Consider the following 14,322-nt stretch of genomic DNA (forward strand, 5'->3'; position numbering starts at 1 on the left):
GGTGAGTGCATATTAGTTCCGTTTTAAGTTGGATGCAACTCCTTTTGGAGTTAATCCGAGTTTGTTTTAGTTCCGATCGGGTGTTTTTTGGCTCGATTATTTGGGTTTTTTGCGCAAATTCATATGGTTAAGTCAAACGTGGACGATGAAAATGGAGCTGACCTGCAGCATCCGAGTTCTGGTGATGAACTTGGACGACTCAGAATGGAGCTTGGTGCGCGAATAAAAAAGGTCCGAACGGATATTGCCAAGGTATCCAGGGATGCCTTCGCCCGTGAATTAGGCGTAGCAATATCAACCGCACAGCGATGGGAGGATGGTGTCCGAGAGCCAGACGGAACAATGTTGGGCAAGCTAGCTCGCCGCTACGAGGTCCGCCTTGATTGGCTGCTTTATGGCGAGGGAGCGATGCAAATAAGTGACAAGGGCGCTGAGCAAGCACCCACGATGGACTACGAGGCGCTACGTCACATCATCATCACTCTGGAGCGCTATCAGAATGAGCACGACCTTGCGGCAACCCCGGAAAAGAAGGCAATGCTTATCGAGCATATCCACAAGAACTACGGCAGTCTAAAAGGCGTACTAGATACGTTTGTTGAAGGGGTGATGAAGGCTGCTGCGTAATCAATTGGTTAGCGATAGCGCTCGGCATGTGACCGGGTGGGCGTGCAATAATATGCGTTTTTTTGCATATAAGGCACATATGCTGAGCAACCCGGAAAACGTTGATTTGATGTTGTGGTTGATGAGTGACACCTTCCACGATCGCCGCCACCAGGAGACGCAAGGACGTCGCAAGGTGGACGGCTGGACAGATGTAGGCGGGTTGTTGGTCGGCCCCGGCCCCCGCACTCCGGCCCTGTTTAACACCGCAGTGAACGATGATGCCTTCTATCCAGGTGGCCGCCTGGTCTTTCTTGCCGCCCAGATCATTCGATGCGCAGTAAGTGTCAAAACCTGCGCAAAACAGATCATTTCCCGCTCAAAAAATAGCAATTCTGCGCAAAACATAAAGGCTAGCCTGTTTAGCGCTAGCCTTTTGTTCCGTTTGGGGTTTTTCGCCTTTCTTGATCCTTTGTCACTATGCCAATTCGATCACCACCCCACACGGAGTGTCGGGAAATTTTACAACCGGCAAAAATATCGCGCTATGTGAATATATAAAATATTGAATATATTGAGATGTTTATATATGGCACATGAATTGCTTTATTTATTGCTTCGATGAAAAACTGCCAGCCCAGGAGCCCTGCGGCAGGTATGACCGGAGCTAGAAATACAAGGCAACGTATATAAAGGTGTCGCTATCGCCGTCCTGGCGGCCATTGTTCCATTGCAGCAGGCCGCGGCAAGTGTCATCGGCTACCAGAGCCGTTATTCGACTGCCGGCAATTTCAACGCCGCAGCACCTTATCGCACCACCATCAACGGTCTGGTGGGCGCAGCCCCCACTGCCGGTTATTGCGACAAGACGCTGAGTGTGTTCGATCAGGTCAGCAACCAGTCGGTTTGCTCGGGCGGCAGCAATCAAAACATCGCCTTCCACTATGGCATCGATTTTGGCGTGTCGTCGGCCAATGCCGGTAACTGGTCCTTCCGCGTCGGGCCTGATTTTGGCCGTGGCGGTGCGCTGTTCCTCGACGGTGTGGTGCTCGGTTTCAAGAGCGACGACCTGTGGTGGGCCGCCAACTGGGGCGCATCGGGCGAGCTACTGAGCGCGACGGTCGCCAATCTGGCCTATGGCAACCATCGCTTCGACGTCTACGGTTTCGAAGGTTGCTGCGATGGCACCCAGAGCGCGCAATTCAGCATCGGCAGCAGCGGCCGTTGGACAACCTTCGCCAGCAACGACTCGCTGGCTCACATCCCGGAGCCGGGTAGCCTCGCGCTGTTCGGCATCGCGGCGCTGGGCCTGGTGACGGCACGCCGTCGCAAGTAAGCCTCGTTGCCTGCCACGAAAAATGCCACGGTTTTTGCCGTGGCGTTTTTCGTGGGGCGCAGCTGATCGGCGGCGATCAGTTGTCGCTCGTCAGTTTGAACTTGTCGCGGTGGTCGGCGCAGCAGAAGGTGCGCTGCCCATCCCTGACCACCTCGCTTTCCGGCACGAAGGTGCCGCACTGGGCGCAGCGCAGCAGCTGGTGCGGTACCGCCTCGGGCGGTGTGTCGAGCGGCGGCCTCTGGCGCAGCCAGCGCCAGATCAGATAGCCGATGATGAGCAGGGCGATGATTCGTAGCAGCACGACGGGCCTCTCGCGGGGGAAGGTGCTAGCCTAGCACTGACTGGGCAGGAAGTCAGTCCGGCGCACCGGACACGGGCTTGCGCTGGATGAACTCGATCTTGTAGCCGTCGGGGTCCTCGACAAAGGCGATCACCGTCGTGCCATGCTTCATCGGCCCGGCTTCGCGCGTGACCTTGCCGCCGCGCTTCTTTACTTCCTCGCAGGCCTGATAGGCATCCTTCACCTCGATCGCGATGTGGCCATAGCCGTTGCCGAGATCATAGCGCTCGGTGTCCCAGTTGTGGGTTAGCTCAAGCACGGCGGTTTCCGACTCCTCGCCGTAACCGATGAAGGCCAGCGTGAAACGGCCATCGGGATAGTCGGACTGGCGCAGCAGGCGCATGCCCAGCACGCCGGTGTAGAAGTCGATCGAGCGTTCCAGATTGCCCACGCGCAACATGGTGTGAAGGATTCTCATGATGTTCTCCGATGGTTGGGGCGGCCGCCAGGCCGGTGTTACAGCAGGTGCAGCGCGGCGCCGAGATCTTTCAGCTCGGCGCGCGCACGCCGGTAGTCGGGGTAGAGCCTGGCCACGTGCGACCAGAAGCATGGCGAGTGGTTCATTTCGAGCAGGTGCGCAAGCTCGTGCACGATCACATAGTCGATCAGGTGGGCGGGGGCCTGGATCAGCCGCCAGTTGAGGCGGATCTCGCCACGGCTGTTGCAGCTGCCCCAGCGGGTTTTGGCGCTGGACAGCAGCACCTTGCCCGGCGTCACGCCGAGCGCGGCGGCGAGCACGGGCGTCCGCGCCAGGAAATATGCCCTGGCCTCGCGCTGCAGCCAGCGCGTAACGCCGAGTGCAACTGTTTCCGCTGTCGCTGCGGGCAGGCCGAGCAGTACGGTGTCTCCGTCACGTTTGCTACTGGCGCGCCCTGCGGGCTGCACGCTCAAGGTGAGCGGCTCGCCGAGCAGCCAGATGGTGCCGCCGTGTTCGAGCGGGACAACGGCTGGCGCCTGCCAGTGATTGAGCTTGTCGAGTATCCAGCCGGCCTTGTCGCGTAGCAGCGTCTGGATGTGGCTCTCCGGCGTGCGAGCCGGCACGCTGACGGTCAGCCCGCGGTGATCGACGCGCAGGCCAAGGCTGCGCCGGGTCGCGCTGCGCTTCAGCAGGTAGTCGACCTGCTGGCCGGCGAGCTCAATCGAGCGTGGCTGGGCTGATGATGGTGGTGGCACGCGGTGACTCATGGCGCGGGTAGCACGGGCCGGCATTTCCGATGCGCTGCATCTGCTGGTCGATCCAGCTTTCGCCCGCTTCGGTCAGCGACTGGACGGTCTGCCCGACGGGAGAGATCGGCTGCCCGATGACGACCGTAATCACCCCGGGGTAGCGCCGGAAGGAGTTCTTGGGCCAGAACTCGCCCGAGTTCAGCGCCACCGGCAGGATAGGCACGCCGAGATCGCGGGCCAGCCGGGCGCCGCCCGTCTTGAAGCTGCCCTTGCGCCCGGGCAGGATGCGCGAGCCCTCGGGGAAGATGACGATCCAGAAACCCTTGCGGATGCGGTCCCGACCCTGCTCGATCAGCTGCTTGTTGGCTTTGCGCTTGTCCGAACGGTTGATCAGGATGGGCGACAACGTCGCCAGGCCCCAGCCGAAGAAAGGCACCCAGGCGAGCTCGCGCTTTGCCACCCACACCTGGGGCGGAAATATCTGCGAATAGGCGACGGTTTCCCAAGCCGATTGGTGCTTCGAGAAGATGACACAGGGCGTATCGGGCAGGTTCTCCGCGCCTTCGACCTTGAAGCGCACGCCGCACAGCACCGCACCGAGCCACACGTAGATGCGTGACCACTGCGTGACGATGCGATAGCGCAGGATGGGTGGTAGCGGCAGGATCAGGATGGCGATCAGCGCGAAAACCGGGGTGACAAACAGCTGGGCGAGCTGGAACAGCAGGGAGCGCAGCCAGACGCTCATTCCGGCTGCTCCTTGATGAGGAATTTGGCGGCTTCCAGCAGGTTGGCGAACACCAGCGTATCGGCCGGCAGGCCGCCGGCTTCCTGGGTTTTCTCGCCCTTGCCAGTGAGTACGAGGATGGGGCGGCCGCCCATTGCCTCGACGGCCTGCAGGTCGCGCAGGCTATCGCCGATGCCCGGCACGCCGCTCAGGCGGATCGAGAAACGCTCGGCGATCTGCTCGAACATGCCGGTCTTCGGCTTGCGGCAGCTGCACTCATCCTTGGCCGTATGCGGACAGAAGAATACCGCGTCGACCTTGCCGCCCGCCTGTGCCAGCAGGCGATGCATCTTCTGGTGCATGGCGTTGAGTGCCGACATATCGAACAGACCACGGCCGATACCCGACTGGTTGGTGGCGACGACGACCCGGAAGCCATGCTGGTTGAGGAGGGCAACCGCCTCCAGGCTACCCGGCAGCGGCTGCCACTCGTCGGGGTTCTTGATGAATTCGGCGCTGTCGTAGTTGATCACGCCGTCACGGTCGAGGATGACAAATTTCATGGCACGCAGTTTACAGAAACAGGCGGGCCTTTCAAGCCGCATTTATACCGAGGTGCCAGCCGCCTCGCGCAGCAGCGCGCTAGCCGTGTCGGCGGGTTCGGGTCGGCCGAAGAGATAGCCCTGCAGCTCGTCGCAGCCCAGTGTTTCGAGCTTGTCCGACATGTACTCCTGCTCCACGCCCTCGGCGATGGTATGCAGGTGCAGGCTGTTGGCGAGCTGAATGATGCAGGCGACGACGGCCTCGTCTTCCGGGTTGCTGATGCTGCGCACGAAGCTCTGGTCAATCTTGAGCTTGGTGACGGGCAGGCGGCGCAGGTAGTGCAGGCTCGAGTAGCCGGTGCCGAAATCGTCGATGGCGAGCTGTACGCCGAGCTCGCGTAGGCGGTGCAGCCGTTGCAGCACATCGGCCGAGTCGTCCATGACCAGGCTTTCGGTCAGTTCGAGCTCCAGCCATTGTGCCGGAAAATTGTGGCTCTCCAGTGTGTGTGCAACGATGTCGAAGAAATCCGGCTGGCGGAACTGCTTGGCCGAGACGTTGACCGCCATCAGGATGCGGTGCCCCTGGCGATGCCATTCGGCCGCCTGGCGCACCGATTCCTTGAGTACCCAGGTGCCCAGCGGCACGATCAGGCCGGTTTCCTCGGCGACCGGAATGAAGCGCGCCGGCGAGATCAGGCCGAGCAAGGGGTGTGGCCAGCGCAGCAGCGCCTCGAAGCCGGTTACACGGCGACTGTGGGTATTGACCTGCGGCTGGTAATACAGCGTGAGCTGCTGGCGCGAGATGGCCTGACGCAGGTCGCTTTCGAGGCGTAGGCGCTCCACGGCCGCCTCGTGCAGCGCGGTGGTGAAGAAATGATAGGCATTGCGCCCGCCTTGCTTGGCGGCGAATAGTGCGGCATCGGCGTTGCGCAGCAGCGTATCGACATCGGTCGCATCGCCGGGGAAGATGCTGATGCCGATGCTCAACGTCACGTGCAGGGTATGGTTAGATACCGCCAGCGGCTCGTCGAACGATTGCAGCAGGTCGGCCGCGACGGTCGCGGCGGTCTCGTCATGCTGCAGGTCGGGCAGGACGACGAGGAATTCGTCGCCGCCGACGCGGGCCACCGTGTCTTCCGAGCGCAGCGCCAGCCGCAGCCGCTCGGAGACCAGCTTGAGCAGCGCATCGCCATGCTGGTGGCCGAGCGAGTCGTTGATGACCTTGAAGTGGTCGATGTCGATCAGCAACAGCCCGACCCGCCGGTTGTGCCGCCTGGCACTGGCGCAGGCCGCTCGCAGCCTGTCCTGCGCCAGCAGGCGGTTGGGCAGGCCGGTCAGCGAATCGAAGAAAGCGAGGCGCTGGATCTGCGCCTCGGTCACCTTGCGATCACTGATGTCGGTGAAATGCGCGACGTGATGGGTCGTGTGGCCTTCCTTGTTCTTGACCACGCTGATGCGCAGCCATTCGGGGTAGTCCTGGCCATTCTTGCGGCGATTCCAGATTTCGCCTTCCCAGCGTCCCTGCGCGCGCAGGCTTTCCCACATCGTGGTGTAGAAGGTGCGGTCATGCCGGCCCGAGGCCAGCAGGTGCGGGCTGAAGCCAACCACTTCGTCCGCGTGGTAGCCTGTGATCTGGGTGAACGCACGGTTCACCGAGAGGATGCTGTTGTGTGCGTCGGTGATCATGATCGCGTCGACGCTGTTCTCGATCACCTCGCCGGTCAGCGCGAGCTGATGGCTGGCGGCGGCGATTTGCGACTGGTTGAGCTCGCGCTCGCTGACGTCGTAGGCGAACACCAGGCGTGCCGCCTGCCCGCGATAGGATATCTGCTGTGAGTACACTTCGAGCGGCGCGTAGCTGCCGTTGGCCAGGCGATGGCGGAACTTGCCGGACAGCGACAGCTGCGGCTGCAGCGCCAGCGCGTCGCGGAGGGCGAGGAAGGTCGCCCGGTCGTCCGGATGCAGCAGGTCGACCGGCTTGATGTCGCGGAAATCATGGCGCTTGCAGCCGAACAACTGCTGTGCCGCCCGGTTCGCGCTGACGATGACGTCGGACTGCTCCAGGTAGACCCACATCGGGTGCGGGCTGTCGCGAAACACCGAGCGGTAGGCCAGGCCGAACGCGCGCGCGCTACCGCTCAGGCGCAGCAGCTTGCGTGTCAGGCGGCGTGCGTAGAAGTACAACAGGCCGCTGGTGACCAGTACGAAGGCCATGCCCTTGACCATGCTGATCATCGGCAGGCGCGGGTCGCCCGGCATCAGGTTGTCGAGTATCAGCTCGCTGGCGAAAATCCATAGCAATGCAAATGCCATGTAGGCCAGTGCGATTCGCCAGGGCAGTCGACGCGGGGAAAGATACAGGGAGGGCATGGGGCTTGCCGCGACCGGGTTCATATCCATCAATCTAGCAGGCCCGCTCGGGGCTAGCTCTGTTTTCATGCCCGGCGGCAAGGGTTTCGATAAAAGCATTGGGGTCCAAAATAGAGGCGGAAATAGCGTGCTTGCCCCGGCCTGCGGGCGGGCTCGGCGACCGGGCGAATCGGCGGGTTGGGCAGGGGTGCCGGCGGCAGTGTAACGGCGACTCTCGCGCAAGAAAATGAGGGATGTCCCCACATCCGGCAAACGGGAATCGGGAATCTATCCGATTGATTAGGCTGAATATTCCATTGTCTTCCCGAGCCTGGTGCTGATGATGCCGATGGCAAGATGATGGCGAGTATCGCGACGGGTGGGCAGGGGCGGTTTGATGGGTATCAAGCGGGCGGGGTTTCCCGCGATCGGGCTGCGTAGGCGAAAAAAAGCCGGGCCATGACGACCCGGCTTTCTGTGCGGCGTATTGCGCGTCAGCCTGCCAGCTTGCCAATGTCGGCGACCCGGTTCATCAGCCCTTGCAGCTCGGCGAGCAGCGACAGGCGGTTCTTGCGGATCAGTGGCTCGTCGGTGTTCACCATCACCTCGTCGAAGAAGGTGTCGACACTCGTGCGCAGGCCGGCGAGTGCCTTCAGCGCATCGGTGTAGTCGAGGTTGGCGACGTGCGACTCGACTTGCGGCTTGACCTGGATCACCGCGTCGAACAGCGCCTTCTCGGCTGCTTCCTGCAGCAGTGCGAAGTCCGGCGTGCCGGTGGCTTCGTCGGTCTTTTTCAGGATGTTGCCGATACGCTTGTTGGCGGCGGCCAGCGCCTCGGCCTCTGGCAGCGAGCGGAATGCGGTGACGGCTTCGACGCGCGGCAACACCTGGTCGATGCGGCTCGGGCCCTGGCTCACCACGGCTTCGATCGCATCCTGCGCGAAATCGCGTGTTGCCAGGTAGTTCTTCAGCCGTTCGAGCATGAAATCGAACAGCCTGGACACGGTGTCGTCGGCCAGGTTGGCGGTGACGAAGCCGGCGCGCGCATGCTCGAGCAGTGCCTTGAGGTCCAGCGACAGCGGCGATTCGAGCAGGATGCGCAGCACGCCGAGCGCGTGGCGGCGCAGGCCGAACGGGTCCTTGTCGCCGGTTGGGATCAGGCCGATGCCCCAGATGCCGACCAGGGTATCGAGCTTGTCGGCGAGCGCCACGGCGGCCGCGACATTGCCCTGCGGCAGGGTATCGCCGGCGAAGCGCGGGTGGTAATGCCCCTCGATTGCCTGTGCCACGACCTCGGTTTCGCCGTCGAGCTTGGCGTAGTAGAGGCCCATGATGCCCTGCAGCTCGGGGAACTCGCCTACCATGTCGGTCAGCAGGTCGGCCTTGGCCAGGTAGGCGGCGCGCTCGGCCGCCTTGGCATCGGCGTTGAGGTGGCTGGCGATCAGGCCCGCGAGCTTGACCAGGCGTTGCACGCGTTCGAGCTGGGAGCCGAGCTTGTTGTGGTAGACCACGTTCTCGAGGCGGTTGACGCGTGCATCGAGGCGGGTTTTCTGGTCCTGCTCGAAGAAGAACTTGGCATCCGACAGCCGCGCGCGCAGCACGCGCTCGTTGCCGTGGACGATGTGCGACGGGTCTTCGGTCTGCAGGTTGCTGACCACCAGGAAGCGCGGCTGCAACCGGCCCTGGTTATCGAGCAGCGGGAAATACTTCTGGTGCTGCTGCATCGACAGGATCAGGCACTCCTGCGGCACCTTGAGGAAGTCGGCGCTGAAGCTGCCGGTGTAGACCACAGGCCATTCGACCAGCGCGGTGACTTCGTCGAGCAGCGCGTGATAATCGTTGAGCTGGCAGCCGGCGGCCTTGGCAGCACGCTGCAGTTGGTCCTCGATGTAGTGGCGGCGCGCGTCGAAGCTGGCGATCACGTGGCCCTGCTCATACAGCGTGCGGGCGTAGGTATCAGCGTTCTCAATCGCGATCTCGCCCTGCGACAGGAAACGATGGCCCAGCGTGGTGTTGCCGCTGCCGAGTTCGAGCACCGTGCCGTCCACCACCTGGCTGCCGTGCAGCATGATCAGGCCGTGTACCGGGCGGATGAACTGGCGCTCGCGGGCACCCCAGCGCATCAGCTTGGGGGCCGGCAGCTTCTTCAGCGCGGCCTCGACCAGGCCTGCGAGCTGGGCCGACAGCGCTTCGCCTGTCTTGGTATAGCGATGCACGTAGACATCCTGCTTGCCGTCGTTGCCGATAGCGAGCTGGGCGACGTCGACGCCGCAGGAACGGGCAAAGCCGGCCAGGGCCGGTGTCGGCTGGCCATCCTTCATCGCGCTGGCGACGGCCGGGCCGCGGCGCTCGACCGCCTGGTCGGGCTGGATCGCGCTGACATTGGGCACGGTGACCGCCAGGCGGCGCGGGCTGGCGAAGACATGGAATTCGTTGTCGGCTTCGACGAAGTTGAGTTTGACCAGATCGTCGAAGATGCTCTGCGCAAAGGCGGCGCCCAGCTTGGGCAGCGCCTTGGGAGGCAGCTCTTCGGTCAGGAGTTCGATGAGCAGGGTGTCTTGCATGGCAGCTTCTTCTTGGTTATTCGGTTCGCGGCTGGCACATCGGGAAGCCAAGCGCTTCGCGGGCTTCGTAATAGGCCTGGGCCACGCCGCGCGCGAGATTGCGGATGCGGCCGATATAGGCGGCGCGCTCCGTCACCGAGATCGCGCCACGGGCGTCGAGCAGGTTGAAGGTGTGGCCGGCCTTGAGGATCATCTCATAGCCCGGCAGCGACAGGCCGAGTTCGAGCAGGCGCTTGGCTTCGGCCTCGTAGTTGTTGAACTGCTCGAACAGGAGCGCGACGTTGGTCGCCTCGAAGGCGAACTTCGACTGCTCGACTTCGTTCTGCAGGAACACGTTGCCGTAGGTGAGCTTGCTGCCGTCGGGCATGATGGCCCAGACCAGGTCGTAGACGTTTTCCACGCCCTGCAGGTACATCGACAGGCGCTCGAGGCCATAGGTGATCTCGCCCAGCACCGGCTTGCAGTCGAGGCCACCGACCTGCTGGAAGTAGGTGAACTGCGTCACCTCCATGCCGTTCAGCCAGACTTCCCAGCCCAGGCCCCAGGCGCCCAGCGTCGGGTTTTCCCAGTCATCCTCGACGAAGCGGATGTCGTGCACGGTCGGGTCGATGCCGAGTGCGCGCAGGCTGTCGAGGTAGAGGTCCTGGATGTTGTCGGGCGACGGTTTCAGTACGACCTGGAACTGGTGGTGCTGGAACAGGCGGTTCGGGTTTTCGCCGTAGCGGCCATCCTTGGGGCGGCGCGAGGGCTGCACGTAGGCGGCATTCCACGGCTCGGGGCCGATCGCGCGCAGGAAGGTGGCGGTGTGCGAGGTGCCCGCGCCCACTTCCAAGTCATAAGGCTGGAGCAGGGCGCACCCCTGCTTGTTCCAGTAGTTCTGCAGGGTGAGGATGATTTCCTGGAAGGTCAGCATGGATCGATGCTTGCAAACAAGTCAAAACGTCGATTCTACCCGGTTTGCAGGGGCACTCAAACCCTGACGGACGCAATGGGAAGCGGCAACAGCATTGGCTAATATGTAGCCTGCGGATGTTCAGCGATAACGCGCGAGGATGGCTTGGCCGAGTTGCCTGGACAGTACCGGACATTCTTGCTGAAGGCGCGATGGCTGTTGCGTGCCGATACCTGCAGGCCGGCCGGTTTGTCGTCACTGGCGCGGGATGCTCGGACGTTGGTGGCGCATGTGCGTAGTCATCATTCGCCGGTAGGCAAGTGCGGGTCGGCCCGGTGCACGTGCCCGGCGGCAGATCGGCGTACGCACCGCGAGCGATAGCGGCTATGCTGAGGTAGGCAGAGCGGGTCGTATGTGCTGGCGATGGGCCGCGCCCGGCCGTGGGCTGCATCGTGTCGAAACCTTCCCTGTTTGGAGCGGACAGATCATGCAGATCCGAATGAAGCGGATATACGAGCCGGTGGCGGGCGATGATGGCGCCCGCGTGCTGATCGACCGGCTCTGGCCGCGTGGCATCAGCAAGGAGAGGGCGCAGCTGACCTTGTGGGCCAAGGAGATCGCGCCGTCCAACGAGCTGCGCAAGTGGTACGACCATATCCCCGCTCGTTGGGAGGAATTCAGGCTGCGCTATGCGGCCGAGCTGGGGGCGCACCACGAAGCACTGGCGCCGCTGCTGCAGCTGATCGAGGCCGGGCCGGTGACTTTTCTCACCAGCACCGCCGAGCCCGAGCGCAATCACGGCCATGTGCTGATCGCCTATATCCAGGGCTATCTGGATAATGCCGGCTGAATCGGGCTTGGGCGCCAATCACGGCGCGGCTTACGGTCTTGCCGCCAGGGTGGGCCGATAGCGCCGGTGCGCGGGTCGCCCGGTACCCGGTTTGTGTTGCTATGTCCATGATCTACAAATAAAATTTTGTGACTTGGTAGTGAAAGTCGGGCACAATACGCGCCTTCCCGATTTTCCTCCCGCCCATGAGCCCGATTCTCGCCGCACCGTCCGCTGCCAAGCCCATCCAATCCTATCGCCCGTACTGGGGCACACAAGGCCGCACGGCGCCCTTCCTGCCGATGAGCCGGACCGAGATGGAGGCGCTGGGCTGGGACGAATGCGACATCATCCTGGTCACCGGCGACGCCTATATCGATCATCCGAGCTTCGGCATGGCGCTGATCGGGCGCGTGCTCGAATCACAGGGCTTCCGTGTCGGCATCATCAGCCAGCCGGACTGGCAGTCGGCCGAGGCCTTCAAGGTGCTGGGCAAGCCGCGCCTGTTCTTCGGCGTGACCGCCGGCAACATGGATTCGATGATCAACCGCTACACGGCAGACAGGAAGCCGCGTTCCGACGACGCCTACACGCCCGGCGCGGTGGCTGGCAAGCGCCCGGACCGTGCGCTGACGATCTACTGCCAGCGCTGCCGCGAGGCCTACCCGGGCGTACAGATCATGGCCGGCGGCATCGAGGCCAGCCTGCGCCGCATCGCGCAGTACGACTACTGGAGCGACAAGGTGCGCCAATCGGCGCTGATCTACTCGAAGGCCGACATCCTGCTGTTCGGCAACGCCGAGCGGGCGCTGGTCGAAGTCGCGCATCGTGCGGCGGCAGGCGAGAAGCTGAGCCAGATCCGCGACGTGCGCGGCACCTCGTTCATCGTGCAGCACGGCTGGAAGCCCGAGGGCTGGGCCGAGATGGACTCGACGACCGTCGATACACCGGGCCGTGTCGATCCGCACCCCGATCCGTATGCGATGGAAGCGGAGAAGCAGGCCGCCGCGCCGGCAACCGACCCGGCCGCGCCGCAGCCGGTGCGCATCGTTTCCGCCGCCGAGCGTGTCGCCGCGCGCAAGGCCGAGCGCGCCCGCACGGCCATCCGCATCCCGGCTTACGAGGCCGTCACGCACGATCCGGTGCTGTATGCCCATGCCAGCCGCACGCTGCACCTCGAATCGAACCCCGGCAACGCGCGCGCGCTGATTCAGCAGCACGGCGAGCGCGACGTGTGGATCAACCCGCCGCCGGTCCCGCTGACGACCGAGGAGATGGACTACATCTACGGCATGGACTATGCCCGCAACCCGCATCCGAGCTACGGCAAGGCGCGCATTCCGGCGTGGGACATGATCAAGTTCTCGATCAACATCATGCGCGGCTGCTTCGGCGGCTGCACCTTCTGCTCGATCACCGAGCACGAGGGGCGCATCATCCAGAGCCGCTCCGAAGAGTCGATCCTGCACGAGATCGAGGAGATCCGCGACAAGACCGATGGCTTCACCGGCCATATCTCGGACCTGGGCGGCCCGACCGCGAACATGTACCGCCTCTCGTGCCGTGACCCGAAGATCGAGTCCTCGTGTCGCCGCCTGAGCTGTGTCTATCCCGGCATCTGCGAGAACCTCAATACCGACCATTCCTCGCTGATCCAGCTCTACCGCAAGGCGCGCACGCTGCCGGGCGTCAAGCGCGTGACGATCGGCTCGGGGCTGCGTTACGACATCGCCGTGCGCTCGCCCGAATACATCAAGGAGCTGGTCACGCACCACGTCAGCGGCTACCTGAAGATCGCGCCCGAGCATACCGAACAGGGCCCGCTCGACAAGATGATGAAGCCCGGCATCGACACCTACGAGCGCTTCAAGGAGCTGTTCGACCGCTACTCGAAGCAGGCCGGCAAGCAGCAGTTCCTGATCCCCTATTTCATCGCCGCGCACCCGGGCACGTCTGACCTCGACATGCTCAACCTCGCGTTGTGGCTCAAGCGCAATGGCTTCAAGCCGGACCAGGTGCAGGGTTTCACGCCGACGCCGATGGCGATGGCGACGACCATGTGGCACACCGGCCGCAACCCCTTGCGCAAGGTCAGCCGCAGCTCGGAAACGGTCGACGTGATCAAGGAAGGCTACCGGCGCAAGCTGCACAAGGCCTTCCTGCGCTATCACGACCCCGACAACTGGCCCATCCTGCGCGAGGCGCTGATCAATATGGGCCGTGCCGACCTGATCGGCGGCCGGCCCGACTGCCTGGTGCCGGCCGACAAGCCGTGGCAGCGCCAAGCCGCCGCACCACGGCCCCGCCCCGCCGGCAAGCCTGCAGGCAACGCAGCACCGCGTGCGGATGGCAAGGGGCGTGCCGCCAAACCCAAGCCAGGCGGCGGCGCCAAGCCGCGCGGCCGCAGCTGAGGCTGCTGCGGGTCGCAAAACACAAAGGGCTGCCATGCAGCCCTTTTTCTTTAGTCTGGATGCCTGACCCTACATCGTGCCGAACGCGAAGGCGACCGTGGTCGCCACCATGGTCAACAGGCCGAGCAGGAAGATCAGGTTTGCCAGTATCTCCCAGCGTGCACCGGTTGCCGCCCGGCGTGTCGAGATGAAGGCGAACAGCGCGCTGACGAGGTAGAGCAGTGCATCGGCAGCGAGCGCCAGATTGATCAGGCCCGAGCCGGTGCCGCCATAGGCGATGCGGATGCCGATCAGCGCGAGCAGGCACAGCCCCACCATGATCGGCGAGATCGACAGGATCGGTGTTGCCGCAACGGCCGGGGCAGCCGACGCCACGGGCATGGGGGCCGGCTTGGGTTGATCCGGGGCGATGAAATCTTTCTTGAAGACCTTGGACGGCGGGGCGGCGGCCATGATGGGCTCCTGACGGGTACTACCCATTAGATCGGCAAAATCGGTGAGAAGTTGAAGTGGGCAGTGAGATGCTCAGGCGCAGTCGCCGCGCGCCCTTGCTGGCGAA

Annotated in this window: 14 protein-coding genes; 5 read left to right on the forward strand and 9 right to left on the reverse strand. The window is 63.4% G+C overall.

Annotated features, from left to right (window positions below; genetic code table 11):
- Positions 1–138: 138 nt before the first annotated feature.
- The 3 genes from ABWL39_RS08970 (at position 139) to ABWL39_RS08980 (ending at position 1,942) form a co-directional block, all read left to right on the forward strand.
- Entirely contained in the window at positions 139–627 is a 489-nt protein-coding gene (locus ABWL39_RS08970) for a helix-turn-helix domain-containing protein (RefSeq protein ID WP_367789324.1), read from the forward strand.
- Positions 628–706: 79 nt separating this feature from the next.
- The gene (locus ABWL39_RS08975; protein WP_367789327.1) at positions 707–1,159 is read left to right on the forward strand and encodes a hypothetical protein; all 453 of its coding nucleotides are present in this window, start codon (positions 707–709) and stop codon (positions 1,157–1,159) included.
- Positions 1,160–1,336: 177 nt separating this feature from the next.
- Entirely contained in the window at positions 1,337–1,942 is a 606-nt protein-coding gene (locus ABWL39_RS08980) for a CCXG family PEP-CTERM protein (protein WP_367789331.1), read from the forward strand.
- A 76-nt stretch (positions 1,943–2,018) separates the two neighbouring features.
- Here the strand turns inward: ABWL39_RS08980 and ABWL39_RS08985 are convergent, their stop codons facing one another.
- The 8 genes from ABWL39_RS08985 to glyQ all read right to left on the reverse strand — a co-directional run bounded on the left by ABWL39_RS08985 (position 2,019) and on the right by glyQ (position 10,544).
- Positions 2,019–2,243, reverse strand: coding sequence for a PP0621 family protein (locus ABWL39_RS08985; protein WP_367789334.1), 225 nt, complete (start codon positions 2,241–2,243; stop codon positions 2,019–2,021).
- Positions 2,244–2,295: 52 nt separating this feature from the next.
- A complete protein-coding gene (gene gloA / locus ABWL39_RS08990; protein WP_367789337.1) occupies positions 2,296–2,700 on the reverse strand; it encodes a lactoylglutathione lyase in 405 nt (134 codons plus the stop codon).
- 38 nt (positions 2,701–2,738) lie between these two features.
- Positions 2,739–3,455, reverse strand: coding sequence for a M48 family metallopeptidase (locus ABWL39_RS08995; RefSeq protein ID WP_367789340.1), 717 nt, complete (start codon positions 3,453–3,455; stop codon positions 2,739–2,741).
- Positions 3,418–4,197, reverse strand: coding sequence for a lysophospholipid acyltransferase family protein (locus ABWL39_RS09000; protein ID WP_367789343.1), 780 nt, complete (start codon positions 4,195–4,197; stop codon positions 3,418–3,420). The genes ABWL39_RS08995 and ABWL39_RS09000 overlap by 38 nt, the downstream gene beginning before the upstream one ends.
- A complete protein-coding gene (gene gmhB, locus ABWL39_RS09005) occupies positions 4,194–4,739 on the reverse strand; it encodes a D-glycero-beta-D-manno-heptose 1,7-bisphosphate 7-phosphatase (protein WP_367789346.1) in 546 nt (181 codons plus the stop codon). The genes ABWL39_RS09000 and gmhB overlap by 4 nt, the downstream gene beginning before the upstream one ends.
- Before the next feature lie 42 nt (positions 4,740–4,781).
- Positions 4,782–7,031 carry a putative bifunctional diguanylate cyclase/phosphodiesterase gene (locus ABWL39_RS09010; protein ID WP_367789349.1) on the reverse strand — a complete coding sequence of 750 codons (2,250 nt, stop codon included), beginning with the start codon at positions 7,029–7,031 and terminating at the stop codon, positions 4,782–4,784.
- A gap of 530 nt (positions 7,032–7,561) precedes the next feature.
- Positions 7,562–9,631 (reverse strand): glycine--tRNA ligase subunit beta, encoded by a 2,070-nt coding sequence (gene glyS, locus ABWL39_RS09015; RefSeq protein ID WP_367789352.1) that lies wholly within the window; start codon positions 9,629–9,631, stop codon positions 7,562–7,564.
- A 16-nt stretch (positions 9,632–9,647) separates the two neighbouring features.
- Complete coding sequence (gene glyQ, locus ABWL39_RS09020) at positions 9,648–10,544, reverse strand: glycine--tRNA ligase subunit alpha (RefSeq protein WP_367789355.1); 897 nt, start codon at positions 10,542–10,544, stop codon at positions 9,648–9,650.
- 478 nt (positions 10,545–11,022) lie between these two features.
- Here glyQ and ABWL39_RS09025 point away from each other — a divergent pair, with 478 nt between their 5' ends.
- Positions 11,023–11,373 carry a DUF488 domain-containing protein gene (locus tag ABWL39_RS09025; RefSeq protein ID WP_367789358.1) on the forward strand — a complete coding sequence of 117 codons (351 nt, stop codon included), beginning with the start codon at positions 11,023–11,025 and terminating at the stop codon, positions 11,371–11,373.
- Positions 11,374–11,558: 185 nt separating this feature from the next.
- Positions 11,559–13,763, forward strand: coding sequence for a YgiQ family radical SAM protein (locus ABWL39_RS09030; protein WP_367789361.1), 2,205 nt, complete (start codon positions 11,559–11,561; stop codon positions 13,761–13,763).
- A 69-nt stretch (positions 13,764–13,832) separates the two neighbouring features.
- On the opposite strand, the gene ABWL39_RS09035 is transcribed toward ABWL39_RS09030, so the two are convergent.
- On the reverse strand, positions 13,833–14,216 hold the full coding sequence (locus ABWL39_RS09035) for a hypothetical protein (RefSeq protein WP_367789364.1): 384 nt from the start codon (positions 14,214–14,216) through the stop codon (positions 13,833–13,835).
- Between the last annotated feature and the right edge of the window lie 106 nt (positions 14,217–14,322).

The organism is Chitinivorax sp. PXF-14, assembly GCF_040812015.1.
Taxonomy (GTDB): domain Bacteria; phylum Pseudomonadota; class Gammaproteobacteria; order Burkholderiales; family SCOH01; genus JBFNXJ01.

Coding starts and splice junctions, on each gene's coding strand:
- ABWL39_RS08975 (WP_367789327.1), top strand. CDS start 707: ATGCTGAGCAACCCGGAAAACGTTGATTTGATGTTGTGGTTGATGAGT.
- gloA (WP_367789337.1), bottom strand. CDS start 2,700: ATGAGAATCCTTCACACCATGTTGCGCGTGGGCAATCTGGAACGCTCG.
- ABWL39_RS09000 (WP_367789343.1), bottom strand. CDS start 4,197: ATGAGCGTCTGGCTGCGCTCCCTGCTGTTCCAGCTCGCCCAGCTGTTT.
- gmhB (WP_367789346.1), bottom strand. CDS start 4,739: ATGAAATTTGTCATCCTCGACCGTGACGGCGTGATCAACTACGACAGC.
- ABWL39_RS09010 (WP_367789349.1), bottom strand. CDS start 7,031: ATGGCATTTGCATTGCTATGGATTTTCGCCAGCGAGCTGATACTCGAC.
- glyS (WP_367789352.1), bottom strand. CDS start 9,631: ATGCAAGACACCCTGCTCATCGAACTCCTGACCGAAGAGCTGCCTCCC.
- glyQ (WP_367789355.1), bottom strand. CDS start 10,544: ATGCTGACCTTCCAGGAAATCATCCTCACCCTGCAGAACTACTGGAAC.
- ABWL39_RS09025 (WP_367789358.1), top strand. CDS start 11,023: ATGAAGCGGATATACGAGCCGGTGGCGGGCGATGATGGCGCCCGCGTG.
- ABWL39_RS09030 (WP_367789361.1), top strand. CDS start 11,559: ATGAGCCCGATTCTCGCCGCACCGTCCGCTGCCAAGCCCATCCAATCC.
- ABWL39_RS09035 (WP_367789364.1), bottom strand. CDS start 14,216: ATGGCCGCCGCCCCGCCGTCCAAGGTCTTCAAGAAAGATTTCATCGCC.